Source organism: Micromonospora sp. NPDC000668 (genome assembly GCF_042897975.1).
GTDB lineage: Bacteria > Actinomycetota > Actinomycetes > Mycobacteriales > Micromonosporaceae > Micromonospora.
Window position 1 is genome coordinate 96,197 of sequence record NZ_JBIAYP010000008.1, and the last position, 19,856, is coordinate 116,052.

Here is a 19,856-nt window from a genome sequence, read left to right on the forward strand (position 1 = left end):
CCTGCGCAGTACCGTTGAACGGTCATGAACAGGGACAACGACTCGGTCCGTGCGGCACTGCTACGACTGCGCGCCGAGACCGAGGCTCAGGCCGCAGCCATGGACGGCGATCTGCGGAGCCTCTTCGAGGCATCCCGGTCGTCCAACGCCGATGACGAGCACGACCCCGAGGGCAGCACGATCGCGTTCGAACGGGCACAGCTCACCGCGGTCCTGGAGGCGGCGCGCCGGCGCCTCGCCGAGTTGGACGTCGCGTTGCAACGGGTCGACGCCGGCACGTACGGCGTGTGCGAACGCTGCTCCCGACCGATTCCCGCCGAGCGGCTGGTCGCCCGCCCCTCGGCGCGTACGTGTGTCGCCTGCGCCAGCCGGCGGTGATGTGGTCAGCTGCCGCAGCTGCCGCCGGCCTGAGCGTCGGCGGGCGCGGCGTCGAGGGCCATGAGGGTGAGCGTCCGGGTGGAGAAGCTCCTCACCGGCCGCCCGCGGCCAACTCGGCGAGCATCCCCTCGCAGCTGCGGACGACGACCTGCGCGCCGCGTCGCTGGGCCAGCGGGAGCAGGGGATCCTCCGCCCGGTCCCGCCATCGCCACTGAGCATCGGCGGCGACCTCCCAGAGCCGCTGCACGGTCGCCTCGTGCTCGACACCGAGTCGGGCGGCCAGCCCGACCCCGTCGCCCCCGATCAGTCGCTGCGCCTCGGCGACCAGGTCGGCGTCGAAGCCCAGCCGGGAGTTGCGCAGCGCCACCAGGAGGCGTAGCTCCCGAAACTCGTGCGCACCAGCGAGGATCTGCTCGATCGCGCCGACCAGCTCGTCGGTGCCCCGGGCGGGTTCGGCCCGCAGCAGGGCCTCCACGGCGGCCAGCGCCGACCGGGCCTTGAGCGTGTCTCGGCGGTCGATGAAGCAGCGGGTCACCGACTCCCGCAGCTCGGTGAGCCCGCTGCGCCGAATGAGTTCGGCGGAGAGTTTCACCCGGCTGTCGAACCCGGCGCGGACCAGGGTGGTCGCCAACCGGATCCCGAAGAGCCCGAACCGATCCAGCAGTTCGGCGCGGACCTCGGGGTCCAGCCGTACCGGCAGCTCGCCCCGGACGAAACGGTCGGCGGAGAGCAGGTGCGCCTCCAGCTCCGGTCGGGGCACCCGGGCCAGCATGGCGAGCGCGGCGAAAGCCGACTCGCCGAGCGTCCGGCCCGCGAGGCCGAGCGCCCCGCTGCACGCCACCACGTTCACGCAGAGCGCGCTCACCCGCGGTTCGCGGTGGTGCCGTCGGGCGAGCTGGCGGGCGGTGAGCAACCCGTCGATCCGGCCGCCACCGGTCTCGTCCGCCCGGGACAACACCATGATCACATTTACCGGGGCGGCCTGCCCGACGGCACTCTCCCGGCTGGACTCCAGCACCCGCAGATCGCTGTCGCGACCATCGCGGGTCAGGTACAACACCGCGTCCGCGTCCCGCAGCACGCGTTCCATCACCGGCACGTGGCCCTGCTCACCGGTGTCGGTGACCGCCGGGGTGTCGATCAGGGTGACCTGCCGCAGCGCCCGGGTCGGCCACTGCACCACAATGTCGCGGACCTCCCCCGCCCGCCAGCCGAGATCCACCCGCATCCCGGTCGCCGACTTGAGCACCGTCAGCTCCTGCGGAGGTTGACCGGCCGGGTAGGCGGTAGCGCGCGGCTGGGCACCGTCCTCGTACCAGGTGAAGACGCCGTCGGCGCCCTCGACCGGCGCGACCTCCTCACCCATCAGCGCGTTCAGCACCGTCGATTTGCCGGAACGCCAGGGACCGGCGACCGCGATCCGCAGCGGTTGCTCCAACCGGGCCACCTGGTGCCGCAACTCCCCCAGCGCCCGGGGATTGTCCTGGTAGAGGTCGATGGCCTGGTGCAGCAAGCCCCACGCCGCCTCATCCAACCGCAACCCGACGGTCATGCCCGGGGTTCCAACAGCACCGGGGCGGGGCGGGCACCGCTCAGCTGCTGAGCCTGCTCGTAGAGCGCGGCCAACCGGGTCATCCTCAGCCGGATCTCGCGCTGCCGCTGCTCGCGCAGGGCGGCATCGGTGTCAGCCTCCTGCTTCGCGCTGCGGAAGGACTGGACGATGGCCTCCTGCAACTCCTCGGTCAGCCCGGTGAAGTGGTCCCGCAGCATCCGCTGCACCTGCCGGGCGGCGTCCCGGCAGTCTCTGATCATCTGGACGAAGAAGTCGTCGACATGCCGCTGAATCGCCGTCTTGGCGGTCGCCTGCCGGCGGCGGAGCAACTGCTTGCCCTCGTCGCGGATGCTCTTGCCGCCGAAGAGCGCGCCGATGCCGACCGAGACCGGATTGATCATCGGCATTCCGGCCAGCGTGGTCGCCAGACCGAACATCAGCATGCCGCCGTACGAGCCCTTCATGCCGGTGAACAGCTTCTGACCAGTGGTGAACCGGTCGATCCTCGGACGTTCCAGCTCTGGCAGGCGGTCGCCGAAATCCTCCGGCATCGTCATCGACCACGGCGGCAGCACGTCGTAGCCGTACCGGGTGAAGTTGGCGGCCACCCGGCGGGCGATCCAGTCGCAGCGCTGGATCAGCCACTCGTGGTTCGCCTCCGCCGCCTCCACCAGGCTTCGCTCCAGCCAGTCCTGGAAGGTGTCCCAGGCGACCAACGGATCGGCTGTGTCAAACGCCTCGTCCACCGTGCGCAGGATCTGCCGGGTCCGGTCGCGCAGGTCGTACTCGATGTCGGAGAGCAGGTCGGCCATCTCGTCGGTGAGGGTGTTCTGCCACCGGGTGGTGCAGCGGCGCAGCTCGTCCACCTCACGCTGGGCCGCGTGCAGCCGGGAGATCGGCCCGGACTGCACCTCGGCCTCCTGGGTCGCCAGCTCGGCGCGCAGCGGCGCGGCCAACTGCTCCACCACCGTCCGGGCCACCCCCTGCACCGAGGCCCGGGCCAGTTGGTCGGACTTGCCGGCCAGGTCCCGCTGCAAGCGGGCGATCAGCGCGGGAAAGCCGGACTCGGCATTGAGACCGCGGTCGTCGGCCGCGGCAGCGCGCAGCCGCAGCGCCGCCGAGACCGGGATCAGCGGCACCGGGACGCCGGCGTCCGCCAGGTGTTGCCGGTTGCGCTCGGCGACCGCGCGCCAGTCCGCCACGAGATCGGTCTTGCTCTGCACCACGACCACGTTCGGATGCGAACGCATGACGTGCAGCAGCATGTTCAGTTCGGTGACCGAGAGTTCCCGAGTGGAGTCGGAGACCAGCAACACGGTGTCCGCGCGGCTGGGAGCGGCGACCGGGGCGACGCTGCCGAGCACGGCGATCTCGTCGGTGCCCGGGGTGTCCACCAGCACCAGTCCGCCACCGAGCAGGGCGCGGGGCAGTCCGATCTCGACGTACACCGGGCCGCCACCGGGCCGACGACCGATCGTGCCGGCCACCCCCGCCGCGACCTGGTTGAGTGCCACCGGGGTTCGCTCGACGATCGCCGCGGGCGCGGTGCCGGCAGGACGGCCCGGGGCCGGTGGGGGCGCCTGGACCACGGCGGCGGAGGTGACGTCGGCATGCTGCACCACGGTCGGGAGGACGGTGGTACGCCCGTCGCCTACCGGGCAGGCCGGCGCGTTGATGATCGCGTTGATCAGCTGGCTCTTGCCCTGGTTCGGTTCGCCGATGACCAGGACGCGGAGCTTCGGGTCCAGCAGTTGGGTACGCCGCTGCCGCACCGTCTGGAGCAGGTCGCCACGTCCGTGTGTGTGGCACGTGCGGGCGATCTCGTCCAGCACGTCCAACCAGATCCCCGCCATCACCGCACCAAGTGTGCGGATTTCGGCTCAATTATCAAGAGGGGCCGGATGTGGAACCGGAGAGGGCCGGATCGCCCGAGGCGATCCGGCCTTCCGTTTCCACCGGGAATCCCGGTCAGAGCAGACCGCCGGTGATGCCCAGCAGTCCGTTGTCCGACGAGGCGTGCCCCCCGTCGTGCGAGTCGCCGAGCACGCCGCCGGTGACTCCACCGGTCACGTCACCGACCGTGCCGGTGACACCGGGGAGAAGCCCGTCCACCTGGTGCGTCACGCCGCCCACCACGGACGGCACGTCGACCGGCGGGACCACGCCGCCGACGCCGCCACCGTCACCCAGGCCCAGCCCGCCCAGGGTGTCGCCGACACCGAGCGAGCCGACGACACCGTCGAGCTGACCGGTGGTGCCGGAGAGGAGACCACCGGTCAGGTCGCCACCGAGCAGGCTCGGGTCGGTGGTGCCGAGCACGCCGGTCGGGTTGCCGACCGTGCCGGTGACGTCACCGAGCAGCGGGTCGGCGATGCCGTCCACCGGCGCCACCACGTCGGCGTCGAGGGTGTGCGCCACGTCGTTCACACCGGTGAGGTCGGTGTCGAGGCCGTTCGGACCGACGCCCAGGCCGATCCCGGGCAGCACGGTGACCCCGGCGGCGAGAGTCGCCGGGTCGACGGCGATGGCGCCCAGCACGCCGGCCTTGACGTCCAGGCCGGTGGGAGAGCTGGTGATGCTGATCTGCTGCGCCACGCTCTGCAGTTGGCCGACCGCGTCAGTGGCGTCGGTCACCAGCGGGTCGAACCCGAGCTGCCCGACCGGAGCCAGCGGCGCGAGACCCTGCCCCGGGGCGTAGTCGACCACGAGCGGAACCACGTCCTGCACGTCGGCGGCGGTGATGTCGGTCAGCCCCGCGGCGTTCAGTGCACCCTCCGGGTCGAGGTCGAACGCCGACCGCGCGTCCGGGTTCGTCAGCAGGTCGAGCACGAAGTCGTGAAGGGTCTGGTGCGAGTCCATGTGCCGGTTCTCCTCGGATTGGCATCGGCGACCGTCTTTCGTCGACAGCGACGTTATTGCGGGGAGCGACCGTGGACATCGGGGCTCGGCCCGCATCTGGTCCCGCCGCGTTGGGGCCTCCGGCGCCTCCTACGTTAGGGGGACTGGGGGAAACCGTCCCGGCCAGATTAGGGTCCCGATCGGGAGCCGATCTCTGGTACGAACGTAGGAGCTCGCGGGGGCTCGCCGGGGGTGGGTCGTCGGGCGGCACCGACGCCATCACCGCTGGTCAGCCAACTCACGGGGAGTTACGAGACGGATGCCTTACGTCCTGGGGATAGACATCGGAAACACCAACACGGCCGCTGCCGTCGCGCGGCGACACGGCACGACCTGGACGCGCCCCGAGGCGGTGCCGCTGAACGCCGACTCGGCTCTCGTACCGTCGGTGTTGTACCTGTCGACGGACGGTTCGCTGCACATCGGCGAGCCCGCGACCGACGACGGCAGCCGCACCACACGGGACTTCGTCCGGCGGATCGGCGACGACGTGCCCCTGCTGCTCGGCGGCGAGCCGTGCGCACCGCAGACGCTGGCCGCCGAGCTGGCAACGTGGGTGGTCGAGCAGGTGTACGCCATGGAAGGCGGCCCGGCCGAGGCGATCGTGCTCAGCCACCCGGCGGGCTGGCGCCCGTACCGGCGGGAGTTGCTGCACCGGGCGCTGTTCGACCTCGGCCTGCGCAACGTGACGCTGCTGCCCCACACGGTCACGGTGGCCGAGAGCCACGCGGCGCACGGGTTCGCGGGCACCACGGCCGCCGTCTACGCACTGGGTGGAAACAGCTTCGAGGCGGCACTGGTGCGGCGCACGCCGCGGGGCACGTACGAGAGCTTCGGCACGCCCCAGGGCCTCGACCAGATCGGCGGCGCCGACTTCGACGAGGTGCTGGCCGGGCACGTACGAACCGTGCTGGCCCGGGAGTTGGCCACCACCGCACGCCGGGAGACCAACGCCGCCCTGCGGGGGCTCCGGTCGGAGTGTGACCGGGTCAAGCGTGAGCTGACCGTCGATCTGGCGGCCGACGTGGTGCTGACCCTGCCGACCGGGCCGGCGCGGATACCGGTGACCCGGGCGCAGTTCGAGGACATGATCCGCCCGACGGTGCAGGCCACCGTCGACCTCCTGCTCCGGACCGTGTGCGGCGCCGGCCTGAAGCTGGCCCACCTCGACGGCGTCCTGCTCGCCGGCGGCTCCGCCCGCATCCCGCTCGTCACCGAGCTGATCACCGCGGCTCTCCCGGTCCCCGTCGAGGTGGAACCGGACTCGCAACTGACCGCCGCCACCGGGGCCGCGAGGGCGGCCTGCCAGGTGGTGTCGCCGCGCCCCCGCCGGCCGGACCCGGTACGCGAACCGGCGCCGGTCAGCGGCGCCGGCCGGGCCGCCATCCCGGCGCCGCGCCGCCCCCACCACGACAACACCGTTCCGGGCGATCCGCCACCTCGACCCCCGGTGCGGGTTCTCCCACTGGAACTGCCGAAGGCGTCCCGCCTGGCGCTGGCCCTCAGCCGGGGACGCGAAGGATGACCACAATGATCATGAATGACGTCGCCGAATCCAGGCTGGTCCTGGGCAAGGGTCCGAAGGCCCTGCTGGACATGGTCTCGGAGGACCCGACCGGCCCGCTCACCGTTGGTCTGGCCGGGCCGGGCGGCCACGGCAAGACCGCACTGCTCGCGGAGCTGGCGCGGCTCCACCGGCGGGCCGGGATCGCCGTGCGCACGGGCGCTCCGGAGCCGGGCGAACAGGTCGACCCCGACACGCTGCTGCTGGTCGACGACGCGCACCTGCTCGACGACGCCCGGCTCGGGGCGCTGCTGCGCCTGGTGTCCACCCGTCGCCACCGCCTCGTGGTCGCCCACCGCCCGTGGCCCCGGTCGGCGGCCCTCATGGAGTTGGCCGACGCCCTGCGCCGGGACGGGCAGGCGGTGCTGCTCACCCCGTTCACCGGGGAGCAGACCGCCGCCTACCTCGCCGCCGCGCCGGAGCTGAGCAGGCGGAGCGACCTGGTCGACTTCGTACACACGCAGACCGGCGGCGTGCCCCGTGACGTCGAGCGGCTGGCCCGCGGACTGCGCGGGCCGGAGTGCCCGGCGGGCACCACGGTCGAGCCACCCCGGTCCGTCGTCCTTGAGTTCGGACCGGACCTGGAGGTGCTGCCCTCCGACGTTCGCCGACTGATGCTCGCCGTCGCGGCGGGCGTGCCGCTGCCGGTGAGCATGCTCGGCGCGCTCCTCGGTCAGGAGCCGGAGGCGGTCGACGAACTGATCGCCATGACCAGGGGAGCCGGGCTGCTCGGCGCCGACGGCCGGCTCGCGCCGATCGTCCGGCGAGCCGTCACCGCGCTCAGCCCGGCCAACGATCGCGCCGCGGTCTGGCGGCGGCTCACCGAATTGCAGCTCGCGCGGGGCGGCGCGGTGCTGCCGCTGGTCCGCTCCCTGCTCGCGGCCGGCGTGCTCGGCGACTGCCCGGCCTCGACGCTGGCAGCCGCCGCGGAGGAGGCGCTGGCCGACGAGCCAGCCTTCGCCGCCGAACTGTTCGCCGGCGCCACGGCGGCCGGGCGGCCGGCGAACGCGCGGCAGGCGCTCGCCGCCGCGCTGGCCGGCAACCTCGACGACGCCCTGCGGCTGGCCGACCGGCTGCTGAGCGCGACCGCTCCGGCCGACCGCACGGAGGCCGCCATGGTGTCCGCGACCGCCCTGGCGCACCGCGGTCACGTCGGTCGCAGCGTGGAGCTGTACCGGTGGTCGGGCACCGCGTCGTCGGTGGCATTCGCCACCGTCGGCGGGCTCGCCTCCGGTGACCTGACCGCCGTCGCCGAACCGGCGGCGGACGGCCCGGCCGGCGAACCGCCCACGCTGCACGCCAGCGCCGCCCGGCTGATGGCCGACGGGGTACGGGAGAGCGTCACCGGCCCGCCGACAGCCGCGCTCTCCGCGCTCGTGCAGGCCGCCGCGCTGCTGGAGCCGGCCGGGCAAGCGGCACTCCTGCCGGACAGCCCGGCCGCGCTGGCCGCCCTGACCGCGGTGCACTGCGGCGAGCTGGAGATCGCCGAGCGGGTGCTGCACCGGGCCCTGGTGGCAGGTGTCGGCGGCCCGCTGATGGCCCGCCGTCACCGGCTGTTGCAGGCCTGGATCCTGATGGTCCGGGGCCAGACGCACGCCGCAGCCGAACGCCTCGCCGCGGTGACGGTCGACGGGCGCCCGTTGGAGTCACGCGACCTGCTCTTCGCCGCCGCGCTCCGGATGGGCATCGGCCGGCGCAACAGCGACCTCGGGGCGCTCACGCGTGGCTGGGGGCAGGCGCTGGAGGCGGTGGTCCGGCACCCCGTCGACCTGTTCACGCTGCTGCCGCTGGGCGAGCTCGCCATCGCCGGCGCCCGGCTGGGTGACCTGGCCCGACTGGACCCGTACCTGCGGGAGGGCCGGTCGCTGCTGGGCCGACTCGGCGGGCCGGCACTGTGGAGCATCCCGCTGCACTGGAGTGGGCTGCACGCCGCGATCCTGACCGACGAGCCGGCGGTCGCCGACGAACACGTCACCGCCCTCCTCGCCGCCGCGGGCCACAGCCGGTACGCCGCCGTGGTCGCCGCGGCCGCCGAGAGCTGGGTGGAGGTGCTCCGGGGCGTGGTCGACCCGGTCCGGGTGGAGGCCGCCGCCCGAGGGCTGCACGACACCGGACTGTGCTGGGACGGCGCCCGCCTCGCCGGGCAGGCAGCGATCCGGACCTCGGACCGGCGGGCGATGACCACCCTGCTGGAATGTGCCCGGGTTCTGCAGGGCCGGCCGGCCGGCGGCAACGGCGGGCAGCGACCCGCGGCCGGCGAGAGCACCGCCCAGGTCGCCGACGCCATCGCCGGCCCCACCCAGCAGGGGCTCAGCGACCGCGAGTACGAGGTGGCCGAGTTGGTGCTGGCCGGGCTGACCTATCGGGAGATCGGCGACCGACTCTTCATCTCGGCCAAGACCGTGGAGCACCACGTGGCCCGGATGCGCAACCGACTGAACTGCGCCAACCGCGCGGAGCTGCTGGCTCTGCTGCGCACCGTCGTCGCCGACCGTGCCAGCAACGCGGCCGGGCAGCCGTGGCCGCAACGGTCGGCCCGATGAGGCCGCCGTGCGCCGGATGCCGGTGGGCCGAGCGGAGCGGAACGTGACGCGGCCCGAGGACCCGCCGATCCGGATGAGGCTCGTCGCGCTGGCGGTCGTGCTGCTCACGCTCTGGTCGTACGCGGCCTACCTGACCAGCCAGGACGCCGCCGACCTGCTCCGGGTGCGGGCCCTGGCGGACACTCTGGGCCAGCCGATCGACCGGCTGATCCTGAGCCTGCAGGCCGAACGCCGGCTCACCGCCGAGACGAGGGCCGGAGCCGGGCTGCCGGCGACCGGGCTGGACGGGGCACGCGAGGGGACCGACCGGGCCGCGGCCGAGGTCCGCGCGTTCACCGAGGGCACCGACCTCCGGCTGCTCACCGCCGGCGCGGTCCGCGACCGGGCCGACGAGCTGGTCCGGCGGCTGAACGGACTGGGCACCATCCGGTCCCAGGTGGACGCCGAGCAACTCGACCCGGCCGAGGCGGTCGACGGGTACGACCAGCTCGTCGATGTCGCATTCGACGTCTACGGCCCCGAGTGGGGCGCGTACGAGAGCGAGCTGGCCGCCGACACCCGTGCGGTGATCGCCCTGGCCCGCGCCCGCGAACTGCTCGCCCGGGAGGACACCCTGGTCAGCGCCGCCCTGACCGGTGACCCGGTCGACGCCGACCAGCGGCGTCGTCTGGCCGAACTGATCAGCAACCAGCGGTACGCACGCGCCGAGGCGACCGCCGGGCTTCCCGTCGACGGTCGGGGCGAGCACCAGGGGTTCACGGCGGGCCCTCGATTCGCCGGCCTGCTCGCCCTGGAGGACATGCTGCTGCGGGCAGGCAGCGCCAACGCCCTGAGCGGGATCACCATGGCGGATTGGCGGGCCGCTGCGGACGACGCCCTCGGCGCGCTGCACGAGTTGGTGACGACCACCGCGCGGAGCAGTGTCGAGCGGGCCACGCCGGGTGCGGCCGTGGTCGTGGCGCGTACCGGCGCGGTGGTGGGGCTCGGACTCATCGCGGTGATCGCGGTCCTGTTGAGCTGGGCCGGCACGGTCCGACGGTTGACCGAAGGGCTGGCCCGGTCGGGCACCGACCGCGATCGGCGGCAGCCACCGGGTGGACTGGCGGAGCCGGGCGGCACCGCGCTGACCCGCCCCGACGTCGCGGCGGAGGTCCACTCCACGGTCCCGGCCCGGGATGCCTCGGCCGCGGAGCGCACCCAGGACCTGTTCCTGCGGGTGACCCGACGCAACCAGGTCCTGCTGCGCGACCAGCTCAACCTGCTGGACGGCATGCAGCGGCGGGAGCGGGCCGCCGAGGGGGCCGACGAGCTGTTCCAGCTCGACCACCTCACCACGCGGGTCCGGCGCAACGTGGAGAAGCTGATCGCCCTCGCCGGTGCGACCCCGGCCCGCCGATGGCGGCGCCCGGTGCCACTGCTCGACATCGCGCGCGGCGCGGTCGCCGAGGTGCCGGAGTACCACCGGGTCCTGATCGCGCCGCACTGGCCATGGTCGCTCGCGGGTCCCGCCGTCACGGACGTCATCCACCTGCTGGCCGAGCTGATCGAGAACGCCCTCGCCTTCTCGTCGACAGACACCACCGTCCGGATCGCCGGTGAGCACCGGCCACAGGGCTGCGCGGTCGTGGTCGTCGACGACGGGCGTGGCCTCGACGCGACCGCGCTGGCCGAGGCGAACCACCTGCTCGGCAACCCGCCACCGAACGGCCCGCCCGTCGGGCCGGCGGGGCTGTACACCGCCGCCCTGCTCGCCGCCCGCTGTGGCGCCCGGATCTCGCTGCGTCCCAGCCAGCGCGGCGGGACGGCGGCGATCGTGCTGCTCCCGGCCGGGTTGGTCACGGTGACCGGTGCCGGTGGTGGCCGGGCCGGCACCGGCGACGGAACGGCCACGTCGCCCCCCGGCCCCGCGTACCCGCCGGCCCGGGGCGGAGCCGACGCGGCCGACCCGAGCGGCCACGGCGAGCTGCCGATGCGGATCCGCCAACCCGGGCCGACCGGCCGCGAAACCGGCGGCGCCGGCCCCGAGACCGTCGAACTGCCGGTAGCAAGAGCAACAAGGAGACATCGATGACGCATGCAGTGGCCACCAGCGACAGCCTGACCGGCGCCCTGGACCGCCTGGTCGACCGGGTACCCGGCGCGCAGTTCGCCGTGGTGCTCTCTCCGGACGGGCTGCCGCTCGGCGGTTCCCGGCATGTCGAGGCGAAGCTGGCCGAACAGATCTCCGGTGTGGTCGCCGGCCTGCTGGCGTTGGGGCAGGCCGTCACCCGGACGTGCGAGGCGGGCGGGCTGCGTCAGATCGTGGTGCAGATGTCGCGGTCGTTCCTGTTCATCGCCACCATCCGGAACGGGACCATCCTCACCGTTCGGATCGCCGGTGACGACGCCGAGGTCGGCGACATGGCGTACGAGGTGGCGCTCTTCGTGGGGCAGGCCGAAAGGCACCTGCCGGTCCGCCTGGTACCGGCCTCCTCGGCGACGAGCGGGGACACTGGTGTACACCACCGGCACGGCTGACGAGGCGTGGTACGACGACGACGCCGGCCCGGTGGCCCGCCCCTACACGATGACCGGCGGGCGCACCGCACCCGAGCGCGGGCAGTTCGATCTGATCTCACTGGTCGTCGCCCGGCGGGCGGCCACGCCTGACGCACCGCTCTTCCCCGAACAGGCGCGGATCGTCGAGCTGTGTCACCATCCACTGTCGGTGGCTGAGGTCGGCGCCGAGCTGGATCTGCCCCTGGGCACCGTCCGGGTACTGCTCAGCGACCTGCTGGCGGCCGGGCTGATCGAGACGCACCAACCGCCGTCGCTGTCGGAGCTGCCGTCCGAGGACCTGCTTGAGGCGATACTCGTCGGGCTTCGCGCGCTGTAGGCCGAGCGAACGCCACGGCGACCGGAAGGGTCGCGGGCGCCCGTCCGGGACGAACTGAAGGGGAGACAGGTAGTGCCGGCAACTCCGCCCCAGCCACGGCGTACCGCGGCGATCATTCTGCTGGACCGGATCGTGGCCATCGCCGCGGCCGTACGGCGGGCGCTCCCCGGTCGCGGCGACGGCTCGCGGGCCACCTGGGTGGCCCTGATCGCGGCGCTCGGGGTGCTGGTCGCGACTGCGGTCTCCATCATCGGGGTGCTGCGCACGCCGGAGCGGCTGGCACCGGTGACCCTCGCCCCGCCGCCGTCCGCCGAGCAGGTGGGCACGCCGCAGGTCGGTACGCCCCGGGCGCAGGCGAGACCGGCGGCCACCAGCCCGACGAGGTCCACTCCCCCGCCAGCCCCGTCCACCACCGAACCGTCGACCAGCGCCCCCGCACCGACCGCCTCGGCGGCCGCACCCACGCCGGCCGCCCTGCGCGGCGACTTTGCCATCGCGGAGAACGCCCTGCTCAGCTACGGCGCCGCCGTGACGATCAGCAATCGCGGACCGGTGCCGGTGACGCGGTGGACGTTGGTCGTCACCCTGCCCAGGGATTCGCTGCGGGTCACGTCGGTCGAGGGCGCTCGGGCCAGCCAGAACGGAGCGGTGTGGACGTTCGTACCGGACGGCAGCGCCGGACAGGTGGCCGGCAGCGCTTCGGTGCAGGTGACGTTCCGGGTCAACGGCTCGACGGTCGGCTCCGCCCCCACGGCGTGCACCATCGACGGGGTCGCGTGCACCGGTCTGCCGGACTGAGCAGCCGACGGTAGGGGTTTCCCCACCACCGAGATCATGGGTCGCCGTATGTTCCGGAAACGCGACCTCGACCAGGCTTTCCGCTATGCGAAACAGCGATGTGACCCCCGCTCGCGGGCCGGTCGTCGAGGTGCTCGACGTGACGAAGACCTATGCCGGCGGGGGCGGTGTCCGGGCGTTGGATGGCGTGTCGGTCGCCTTCGAGGCCGGTTCGTTCTGCGCGGTGATGGGTCCGTCGGGCTCGGGCAAATCGACGCTTCTGCACTGCGCGGCGGGCCTGGATCGGCCGGACAGCGGACGGGTGCTCCTCGCCGGTCAGGACATCGGCGGGCTGCGTGAGCCGCAGCTCACCCAGGCACGGCGGCGGCGGGTCGGGTTCGTCTTCCAGTCGTACAACCTGATGGACGCGTTGTCGGTCTGGAACAACGTCCTGCTGCCGCAGCGGCTGGCCGGGGTACGACCGGACCGGGACTGGGCGCGGGAGGTGATGCGCCGCGTCGGGCTCACCGGACGGGAGAACGACCGGCCCGGCCAACTGTCCGGCGGCCAGCGGCAGCGGGTCGCGCTCGCCCGCGCCCTGGCCAGCCGTCCGGAGGTCATCTTCGCCGACGAACCGACCGGGGCGCTGGACCTGTCGACCGGCCGCGAGGTGCTCGGGCTGCTGCGCGAAGCGGTGGACGGCATCGGCACGACGATCATCATGGTGACGCACGACCCGGCCGCGGCGGCGTGGGCCGACCGCGCGGTGTTCCTCGCAGACGGGCGGATCGTCACGGAACTCGCCGACCCAACCGCCGAGAAGGTCGCGGCGCAGATGATGGCGGTGACCGTCCGATGATCCGGCTCGCTCTCGGCACCCTGCGCCAGCACCGCGGCGCGTACGCCGGCACGTTCTTCGCCGCGCTGCTGGCCGTTGCCCTGCTCGCTGGCGGCGGTCTGCTGCTCGCCTCCGTGCTCACCGCGAAGCCGCCGGCCAACCGGTTCGCGGCCGCGCCGATCGTCGTCTCGGGCGACCGCGACGTCACCCTCGAGATGGTCACCACCAAGCAGAAGAAGGACAAGGTCAAGGTCAAGCGCAAGGTCAAGTCCGAGCGGCTCACCGGCGCCGCCTCGCTGCCAGCGGACCTCGCGGGTCGGCTGGGCAACCTTCCGGGCGTCGCGGCCGCCGTCGCGGACGTCGCCTTTCCGGTCCAGACAGGTACGCCGGACGGACGTCCACTGCGCGGTGCCGACGATGCTCCCGTGATCGGACACGGGTGGGCCTCCGCGCCGCTGACCCCGTACTCGCTGCGCACCGGTGAGGCACCCGGCCCGGGCCAGGTCGTCATCGACGCCGACCTCGCCAACCGGTCGGGCACCACGGTGGGCGGACGTCTCGTCGTCACCACCAAGACCGGGGTCCGCACCATGCTCGTGTCCGGTGTCGCCGCACCGGCCGGGCGGGACGGGCTGCCCGCACAGGGCGCGCTGTTCTTCGCCGACAGCGAGGTGGCGTCGGTGTCGGGGCTGCCCGGCCCGACCGCGGTGGCCGTCCTGGCCAGACCCGGCACCGATCCGGTCGCGCTCCGCGACGCCGTCGAAGGGGTCGCCGGAGAGGCGCCCGTGCTCACCGGCGCCGACCGGGTCCGGGCCGACCTGCCCGGCGCCCTGCCGGACTACATCGGTCCCATCTCGATCTTCGGCTTCGTCATCGGCATCACGGCGTTCTCGGCCGTCTTCGTCCTCACGGGCACGGTCACCCTCGGCGTACGCCAGCGCCTGCGCGAGCTGGCCCTCCTGCGCACCGCCGGCGCGACCCCCGGTCAGCTGCGCCGCCTCCTCGGCGTGGAAAGCCTCCTGCTCGCCGGGGTCGCCGCGCTGCCGGGCGCGCCGCTGGGTGTGGTGTTCGCCCACGTGGTGGCCGCCCGGTTCCGGGAGCTGGGCGCGGTGCCGGCCCAGTTCGTCGTACAGACCAACGTGATCGTGCTCCTCGCCGCCGCGGTGGCCGGGATGCTGGTGACCTTCGTCGGTGCCCGGATCGCCGGCCGCCGAGCGGTGCGGATCGCCCCGACGCAGGCACTCGCCGAGACCGCGAACGCACCGACCGGCGGCCTCGTCCTGCGGACCGCCGTCGCGGTGGTGACCACCGCCGGCGCGATCGCCCTGCTCATCTTCGTTCCGCTCGACGGGCCGCTCGGGATGGGCATGAGCTTCGTGTCGTCCGCCCTGTTGCTGTGCACGGTCGCGGCCCTCGGCCCGGTGCTGGTCCGGGTGCTGACGGCGCCGGTGTCCCGCCTCGTCGGCGCCGGCGGCGCGACCGGTTGGCTGGCCGGCCTGGTCACCCGGGCCGAGCCGCGACGGGTCGCGGCGGTCGCCGTCCCGCTCGTGCTCATGTTCGCGATCAACGCCACCATGCTGCTCAACAGCGCCCTGCTGGACGAGTTGACGGCGCAGGAACAGGCGGAGCGGACCGCGGCCGCGACGGCTCAGGTGACCGCTCCGGGCGGGCTTCCGCTCGGAGTCGTCGAGAGGCTCACCGCTCTCGACGGGGTGACCGGTGCGGCGGCGACGTTGCCGACGCGGGCCATCGTCGAGCAGGGCGGCAAGCCCGAGGACTACGCGACGCAGGGTCTGCTGGTCGCCGGCACCGAGGCGGTGCTCGACCTCGATCTTCGCGCCGGGACGCTGCCGGGCACGGGCACGTTCGCCGCCAGCGAATACGTGACCGGTCAGTACGGCTGGCGGGTGGGCGACGACGTGCGGATCTGGCTCGCCGACGGCCACCAGGTCCAACTGCGCCTCGCCGGGGTGTACGCCCGAGCGCGTGGCTTCGGCGACCTGACGCTACCCGCGGACCTGGTGGCGGCGCACGACCCGCGCGGACTGGTCAGCACGGTCGGGCTGCGTTACCGCGGCGACGTACCGGACCGGATCGCCGCCTCGTGGCCCGGCCTGCGGCTGACCCCCACGCTCGGTGCGGCACCCGCCGGTGACGCGCAGAACCAGCAGGGCGCCTGGGAGCTCATGGTGGTGATCTCCCTCGGCTTCACGGCGATCGCGGTCGTCAACACCTTCGCCATCGCCACCGCCGCGCGTCGCCGCGAGTTCGCCGGCCTGCGGCTGGCCGGGGCGACGACCGGGCAGCTCCACCGGCTCGTCGGGCGTGAGGCGACGATCACGGTCACCGTCGGGCTGGTGCTGGGCATCCTGGTCACCGCGATCGTGGTCGGCGCGTTCAGTACCGCGCAGGACGGCACGTTGCGGGTGTTCGTCGACGCCGGCACGTACGCGGGGATGCTCGGCGGTGTCGCGGCACTGGGGCTGGTCGCGGGTGCCGTACCGGCCCGGGTCCTGCTGCGGCGGCGCAGCCTTCCGGCCCTGAGCGACGGACGCTGACCGTGCGCACGGCTGGATCGCCGCTCGGACCCGTCCTCCGGATCGTCGGGGGCCGGGTCCGGCCGGCGGCCGCGGTCCGGTGCCGGCGCGCCGCCGGTACGATCGCCGCGATGATCCGCACAACGATGTCGGCGCTGGCGTACCTGTTCAGCAGCCTCGTCGCTGGTGTCGTCGGCCTCGCCTGGGCCGTGGCGTCCACCCTCGGCGTCGGTCTGCTGGCGATCACGCAGCTCGGCGGCCCGGCGTTCCTCGGCGCCGCCTGGGTGACCCGGCGCCTCGCCGACCTGGAGCGGCACCGAGCCGGTTGGGTGCTCGGCACCGCGATCGCCGCGCCGTACCTGCCGATCGAGGGCGCAACCATGCGGCAGCGGGTCAGCGCGGTCGCCGTGCAACCGGCCACCTGGCGGGACCTGGCCTGGCTGGTCGCGCTGTTTCCGCTGGGCCTGGCAGGCGGGATCGCCGCCATCGTGGTCACCGTCGTCGATCTCGCCGCCGTTGTGGCGCCGGCGTGGGCGTGGGCGGTGCCGAACCCGCACGCACCGTTCCCGATGCGTCCGCTCATGACGACGGTGCCGGGCCGGTTCGGCCTGACCGTCCTCGGCGTGCTGCTGTTGCCGGTCACCGCGTGGTTCCTGCGGACCGCCGGGCTGCTCCAGGCCCGTACGGCCCGGGTTCTCCTGGCGCCCGGCGCGCACCGGCACCTGGTCGAGGAAGCTGCCCGACTCGCGCAGACCCGCCGTCGGGTCGTCGATGCCCAGGCGGCGGAGCTGCGTCGGATCGAGCGGGACCTGCACGACGGCGCCCAGGCCCGGATCGTGGCCGCCGGCATGACGCTGGCACTGGCTGCCCGCAAGCTGCGGGCCGGTGCGGCCGCCGCATCCGACGTGGACCTCGCCCGCCGGCAGCTCGACGACGCCCTCACCGAGCTGCGCCGGCTGGTACGCGGCATCCATCCGCCGATCCTCACCGACCGGGGGCTGCACGCCGCTGTCGCCGCCCTGGCCGGCGACAGCCCGCTCAGCGTCGAGATTCGGGGCGACCCGGACGACCGTTACCCGCCGGCGGTCGAGTCGGCGGCCTACTTCGTCATCGCCGAGGGTCTCGCCAACGCGGGCAAACACGCCGACGCCCGGACCTGCGTCGTCACCCTCGCCCGAACCGCCGGCACGGTCACCGTCACGCTCACCGACGACGGACAGGGCGGTGCCGACCCGTCCGGCTCCGGGCTCGACGGTCTACGCCGCCGCGTCGAGGCACTCGACGGCCGGCTCACCATCACCAGTCCACCCGGCGGTCCCACCGTCCTGTCCGCGGAGCTACCCCACTGATGCGCATCGTGATCGCCGAGGACCTGCTGCTGCTCCGGGACGGCATGGTTCGACTGCTGACCGACACCGGCCACACCGTCGTCGCCGCCGTCGACACCGCACCCGCCCTGCTGGCGGCCGTCACCGAGCACCGACCCGACCTGTCGATCGTCGACGTTCGACTGCCACCCGGCTTCCGCGACGAAGGGCTCCGCGCCGCTCTGACGCTGCGTGCCACGGATCCGGACACCAAGGTGCTCATCGTCTCCCAGTACGTCGAACGGGCCTACGCCGTGGAACTGCTCGCCGACGGCCGGGGCGGTGTCGGTTACCTTCTCAAGGACCGCGTAACCGCTCTCGACGACTTCCTTGACGCGGTGGAGCGGGTCGCCCACGGTGGCACCGCCCTGGACCCGGAGGTGGTCCGCCAACTGTTCACCCGCAACAGCCGCAACCACGGAGTCGACGGGCTCACCGCGCGGGAACGAGAGGTGCTCGGCCTCATGGCCCAGGGCCTGTCCAACGCGGCCATCTGCGCCGCGCTCGTCCTGGCGCCGGTGTCGGTGGAGAAGCACATCACCAACATCTTCGCCAAACTCGACCTGCCGCCGGCCGAGGACGCCAACCGGCGTGTTCGTGCGGTCCTCGCCTACCTCAACCACTAGCGAGCCGTACGCGGCTCGGCCCGGCCGGCCGCCTTGTCGGTCGCGTGTCGGTGCCGTGTCGGGGCGGTGTCAGGTGCCCCGCGCACGCTCTACGGCATGACAGCTGACCTGGTGATCGAGGCCGAGGGCCTCGTGAAGAACTTCGGGAAGACGAGGGCGCTCCAAGGCGTGGACCTCGCCGTGCCCCGAGGGACGGTGCTCGGGGTGCTCGGCCCCAACGGCGCCGGCAAGACCACCGCCGTACGCATCCTCTCCACGCTCCTGACCCCGGACGGCGGCACCGCCCGGATCGGCGGCTTCGACGTCGTACGCGACGCCGAGCGGGTCCGGCAGAGCATCGGGCTCACCGGCCAGTACGCCTCGGTCGACGAGGACCTGACCGGGCGGCAGAACCTGGAGCTGTTCGGCACCCTGCTGGAGCTGGGGCGCACCGGATCGCGGCGGCGGGCCGCCGAGCTGCTCGAATGGTTCGATCTGACCGCCGCCGCCGACCGGCAGGCCAAGACCTACTCCGGCGGTATGCGGCGGCGGCTGGACCTGGCCGCCAGTCTCGTCGGCTCGCCGGACGTGATCTTCCTGGACGAGCCGACGACCGGGCTCGACCCGGCCAAGCGCGAGGACATGTGGGACGTGGTCCGGTCGCTGGTCACGAACGGGTCGACCGTCCTGCTCACCACGCAGTACCTGGAGGAGGCCGACGCGCTGGCGGACTCGATCACGGTGATCGACCACGGCCGGGTGATCGCGCACGACACGCCCGAAGGGCTCAAGCGGGTGGTCGGGGGGCAGACACTCGAGGTCCGGCCGTCCGACCCCGCGCACCTGTCCCGGATCGCGGCGATCCTGTCCGAAGTCGGCTCCGGGGCGCAGGCCGACGAGATCCGCAAGGGTGTGCTCGCGGTGCCGGTCGCCGACGACGCGGCCCTGACCGAGAGCGTCGCCCGGTTCGCCGCCGCCGGCATCGCGGTCACCGAACTCTCCCTGCACCTGCCGAGCCTCGACGAGGTGTTCTTCACCCTCACCGGGCGGACCGCATCCGAGGACGACACCACCAGCCTCAAGGAGGTCGCCGCATGAGCACCCTCGTCCGCACAGACCCCACGACGAGCCCTGTGCTCTCGACGGCCGCCCCGAACCCACGGCCGTTCCGGCTGGTCCGGCACTCACTGGCGCTCGCCAAGCGCAGCCTCATCAAGACCTGGCGTACGCCCGAGGCGCTCATCGACGTCACGCTGCAACCGGTGCTGTTCCTGATCATCTTCGTCTACATCTTCGGCGGCGCGGTCGCCGGCTCCACCCACGACTACCTGCAGTTCCTGCTGCCCGGCATCCTGGCGCAGACCATCGCCACCGGCGCCATAGCGATCGGCGTCAACCTCAACACCGACATCGCCAAGGGCATCTTCGACCGGTTCCGGTCGCTGCCGATCCCGCGCTCCGCGCCGCTGCTCGGCGCGGTCCTGGGCGACGTCGTCCGGTACGTGATCGTCACGATCTCGACCCTCGCGATCGGCTACCTGCTCGGTTTCCGGATCGACTCCGACCCGCTGCGTGCGATCGCCGGCTGCCTGCTCGCGGTGCTGTTCGCGCTCTGCCTGAGCTGGCTGCCGGTCTTCGTGGGCATGAAGGTGCGTACCCCGGGAGCGGTGCAGGGCCTGATGTTCGCGTTGATCATGCCGCTGAGCTTCGCGTCGAACGTGTTCGTCAGCGCCGACACCCTGCCCGGTTGGATGCAGGCCTTCGTGGACGTCAACCCGATGACCCACCTGGTGGCAGCGGTGCGCGGACTGTTCCTCGGCACGCCGGTCGGCTCGCACGTGTGGTGGACGCTCGCCTGGTGCGCCGGCTTCGTGGCGGTGTTCATGCCGCTGGCGCTGCGCGCGTATCGCAAGAAGATCTGA

Annotated in this window: 16 protein-coding genes; 13 read left to right on the forward strand and 3 right to left on the reverse strand. The window is 73.2% G+C overall.

Translation table 11 applies throughout. The annotated features are described in order from the left end of the window. Positions 1–24: 24 nt before the first annotated feature. Positions 25–378 (forward strand): TraR/DksA C4-type zinc finger protein, encoded by a 354-nt coding sequence (locus ACFY29_RS32310; protein WP_355602753.1) that lies wholly within the window; start codon positions 25–27, stop codon positions 376–378. A gap of 91 nt (positions 379–469) precedes the next feature. Here ACFY29_RS32310 and ACFY29_RS32315 read toward each other — a convergent pair whose 3' ends face one another. The 3 genes from ACFY29_RS32315 to ACFY29_RS32325 form a co-directional block, all read right to left on the reverse strand. Next, a complete protein-coding gene (locus ACFY29_RS32315; protein WP_355602755.1) occupies positions 470–1,930 on the reverse strand; it encodes a GTP-binding protein in 1,461 nt (486 codons plus the stop codon). Then, positions 1,927–3,783, reverse strand: a complete 1,857-nt coding sequence (locus ACFY29_RS32320; RefSeq protein ID WP_386992545.1) for a dynamin family protein — start codon at positions 3,781–3,783, stop codon at positions 1,927–1,929. The genes ACFY29_RS32315 and ACFY29_RS32320 overlap by 4 nt, the downstream gene beginning before the upstream one ends. A 115-nt stretch (positions 3,784–3,898) precedes the next feature. After that, positions 3,899–4,789, reverse strand: a complete 891-nt coding sequence (locus ACFY29_RS32325; protein WP_386992173.1) for an IniB N-terminal domain-containing protein — start codon at positions 4,787–4,789, stop codon at positions 3,899–3,901. 298 nt (positions 4,790–5,087) lie between these two features. On the opposite strand from ACFY29_RS32325, the gene ACFY29_RS32330 reads away from it, so the two are divergent. From ACFY29_RS32330 to ACFY29_RS32385, 12 genes are all read left to right on the forward strand, one after another. Continuing rightward, positions 5,088–6,353 carry an Hsp70 family protein gene (locus tag ACFY29_RS32330; RefSeq protein WP_386992175.1) on the forward strand — a complete coding sequence of 422 codons (1,266 nt, stop codon included), beginning with the start codon at positions 5,088–5,090 and terminating at the stop codon, positions 6,351–6,353. Beyond that, positions 6,350–8,935 carry a LuxR C-terminal-related transcriptional regulator gene (locus ACFY29_RS32335; RefSeq protein ID WP_386992177.1) on the forward strand — a complete coding sequence of 862 codons (2,586 nt, stop codon included), beginning with the start codon at positions 6,350–6,352 and terminating at the stop codon, positions 8,933–8,935. Before ACFY29_RS32330 ends, ACFY29_RS32335 begins: the two co-directional genes overlap by 4 nt. A 43-nt stretch (positions 8,936–8,978) precedes the next feature. Further along, complete coding sequence (locus ACFY29_RS32340; protein WP_386992179.1) at positions 8,979–11,006, forward strand: nitrate- and nitrite sensing domain-containing protein; 2,028 nt, start codon at positions 8,979–8,981, stop codon at positions 11,004–11,006. Continuing rightward, positions 11,003–11,452 carry a roadblock/LC7 domain-containing protein gene (locus ACFY29_RS32345; protein ID WP_386992181.1) on the forward strand — a complete coding sequence of 150 codons (450 nt, stop codon included), beginning with the start codon at positions 11,003–11,005 and terminating at the stop codon, positions 11,450–11,452. The genes ACFY29_RS32340 and ACFY29_RS32345 overlap by 4 nt, the downstream gene beginning before the upstream one ends. Then, complete coding sequence (locus ACFY29_RS32350) at positions 11,430–11,810, forward strand: DUF742 domain-containing protein (protein WP_328417562.1); 381 nt, start codon at positions 11,430–11,432, stop codon at positions 11,808–11,810. The genes ACFY29_RS32345 and ACFY29_RS32350 overlap by 23 nt, the downstream gene beginning before the upstream one ends. Positions 11,811–11,882: 72 nt before the next feature. After that, positions 11,883–12,608, forward strand: coding sequence for a cellulose binding domain-containing protein (locus tag ACFY29_RS32355; protein WP_386992183.1), 726 nt, complete (start codon positions 11,883–11,885; stop codon positions 12,606–12,608). Between the two features lie 85 nt (positions 12,609–12,693). Then, positions 12,694–13,446 carry an ABC transporter ATP-binding protein gene (locus ACFY29_RS32360; RefSeq protein ID WP_386992185.1) on the forward strand — a complete coding sequence of 251 codons (753 nt, stop codon included), beginning with the start codon at positions 12,694–12,696 and terminating at the stop codon, positions 13,444–13,446. Continuing rightward, complete coding sequence (locus ACFY29_RS32365; protein ID WP_386992187.1) at positions 13,443–15,983, forward strand: ABC transporter permease; 2,541 nt, start codon at positions 13,443–13,445, stop codon at positions 15,981–15,983. The genes ACFY29_RS32360 and ACFY29_RS32365 overlap by 4 nt, the downstream gene beginning before the upstream one ends. Before the next feature lie 110 nt (positions 15,984–16,093). Continuing rightward, positions 16,094–17,311 carry a sensor histidine kinase gene (locus ACFY29_RS32370; RefSeq protein ID WP_386992189.1) on the forward strand — a complete coding sequence of 406 codons (1,218 nt, stop codon included), beginning with the start codon at positions 16,094–16,096 and terminating at the stop codon, positions 17,309–17,311. Further along, a complete protein-coding gene (locus ACFY29_RS32375; protein WP_328417572.1) occupies positions 17,311–17,955 on the forward strand; it encodes a response regulator transcription factor in 645 nt (214 codons plus the stop codon). Before ACFY29_RS32370 ends, ACFY29_RS32375 begins: the two co-directional genes overlap by 1 nt. Positions 17,956–18,051: 96 nt before the next feature. Continuing rightward, positions 18,052–19,032 (forward strand): ATP-binding cassette domain-containing protein, encoded by a 981-nt coding sequence (locus ACFY29_RS32380; RefSeq protein ID WP_355602775.1) that lies wholly within the window; start codon positions 18,052–18,054, stop codon positions 19,030–19,032. Then, positions 19,029–19,856 carry an ABC transporter permease gene (locus ACFY29_RS32385; protein WP_328417576.1) on the forward strand — a complete coding sequence of 276 codons (828 nt, stop codon included), beginning with the start codon at positions 19,029–19,031 and terminating at the stop codon, positions 19,854–19,856. The genes ACFY29_RS32380 and ACFY29_RS32385 overlap by 4 nt, the downstream gene beginning before the upstream one ends.

Excerpts from the sequence above, each read along its gene's own strand:
- ACFY29_RS32335 (WP_386992177.1), top strand. The coding sequence starts at position 6,350 with ATGACCACAATGATCATGAATGACGTCGCCGAATCCAGGCTGGTCCTG.
- ACFY29_RS32330 (WP_386992175.1), top strand. The coding sequence starts at position 5,088 with ATGCCTTACGTCCTGGGGATAGACATCGGAAACACCAACACGGCCGCT.
- ACFY29_RS32310 (WP_355602753.1), top strand. The coding sequence starts at position 25 with ATGAACAGGGACAACGACTCGGTCCGTGCGGCACTGCTACGACTGCGC.
- ACFY29_RS32345 (WP_386992181.1), top strand. The coding sequence starts at position 11,003 with ATGACGCATGCAGTGGCCACCAGCGACAGCCTGACCGGCGCCCTGGAC.
- ACFY29_RS32385 (WP_328417576.1), top strand. The coding sequence starts at position 19,029 with ATGAGCACCCTCGTCCGCACAGACCCCACGACGAGCCCTGTGCTCTCG.
- ACFY29_RS32370 (WP_386992189.1), top strand. The coding sequence starts at position 16,094 with ATGATCCGCACAACGATGTCGGCGCTGGCGTACCTGTTCAGCAGCCTC.
- ACFY29_RS32365 (WP_386992187.1), top strand. The coding sequence starts at position 13,443 with ATGATCCGGCTCGCTCTCGGCACCCTGCGCCAGCACCGCGGCGCGTAC.
- ACFY29_RS32360 (WP_386992185.1), top strand. The coding sequence starts at position 12,694 with ATGCGAAACAGCGATGTGACCCCCGCTCGCGGGCCGGTCGTCGAGGTG.
- ACFY29_RS32320 (WP_386992545.1), bottom strand. The coding sequence starts at position 3,783 with ATGGCGGGGATCTGGTTGGACGTGCTGGACGAGATCGCCCGCACGTGC.
- ACFY29_RS32380 (WP_355602775.1), top strand. The coding sequence starts at position 18,052 with ATGACAGCTGACCTGGTGATCGAGGCCGAGGGCCTCGTGAAGAACTTC.
- ACFY29_RS32325 (WP_386992173.1), bottom strand. The coding sequence starts at position 4,789 with ATGGACTCGCACCAGACCCTTCACGACTTCGTGCTCGACCTGCTGACG.
- ACFY29_RS32315 (WP_355602755.1), bottom strand. The coding sequence starts at position 1,930 with ATGACCGTCGGGTTGCGGTTGGATGAGGCGGCGTGGGGCTTGCTGCAC.
- ACFY29_RS32375 (WP_328417572.1), top strand. The coding sequence starts at position 17,311 with ATGCGCATCGTGATCGCCGAGGACCTGCTGCTGCTCCGGGACGGCATG.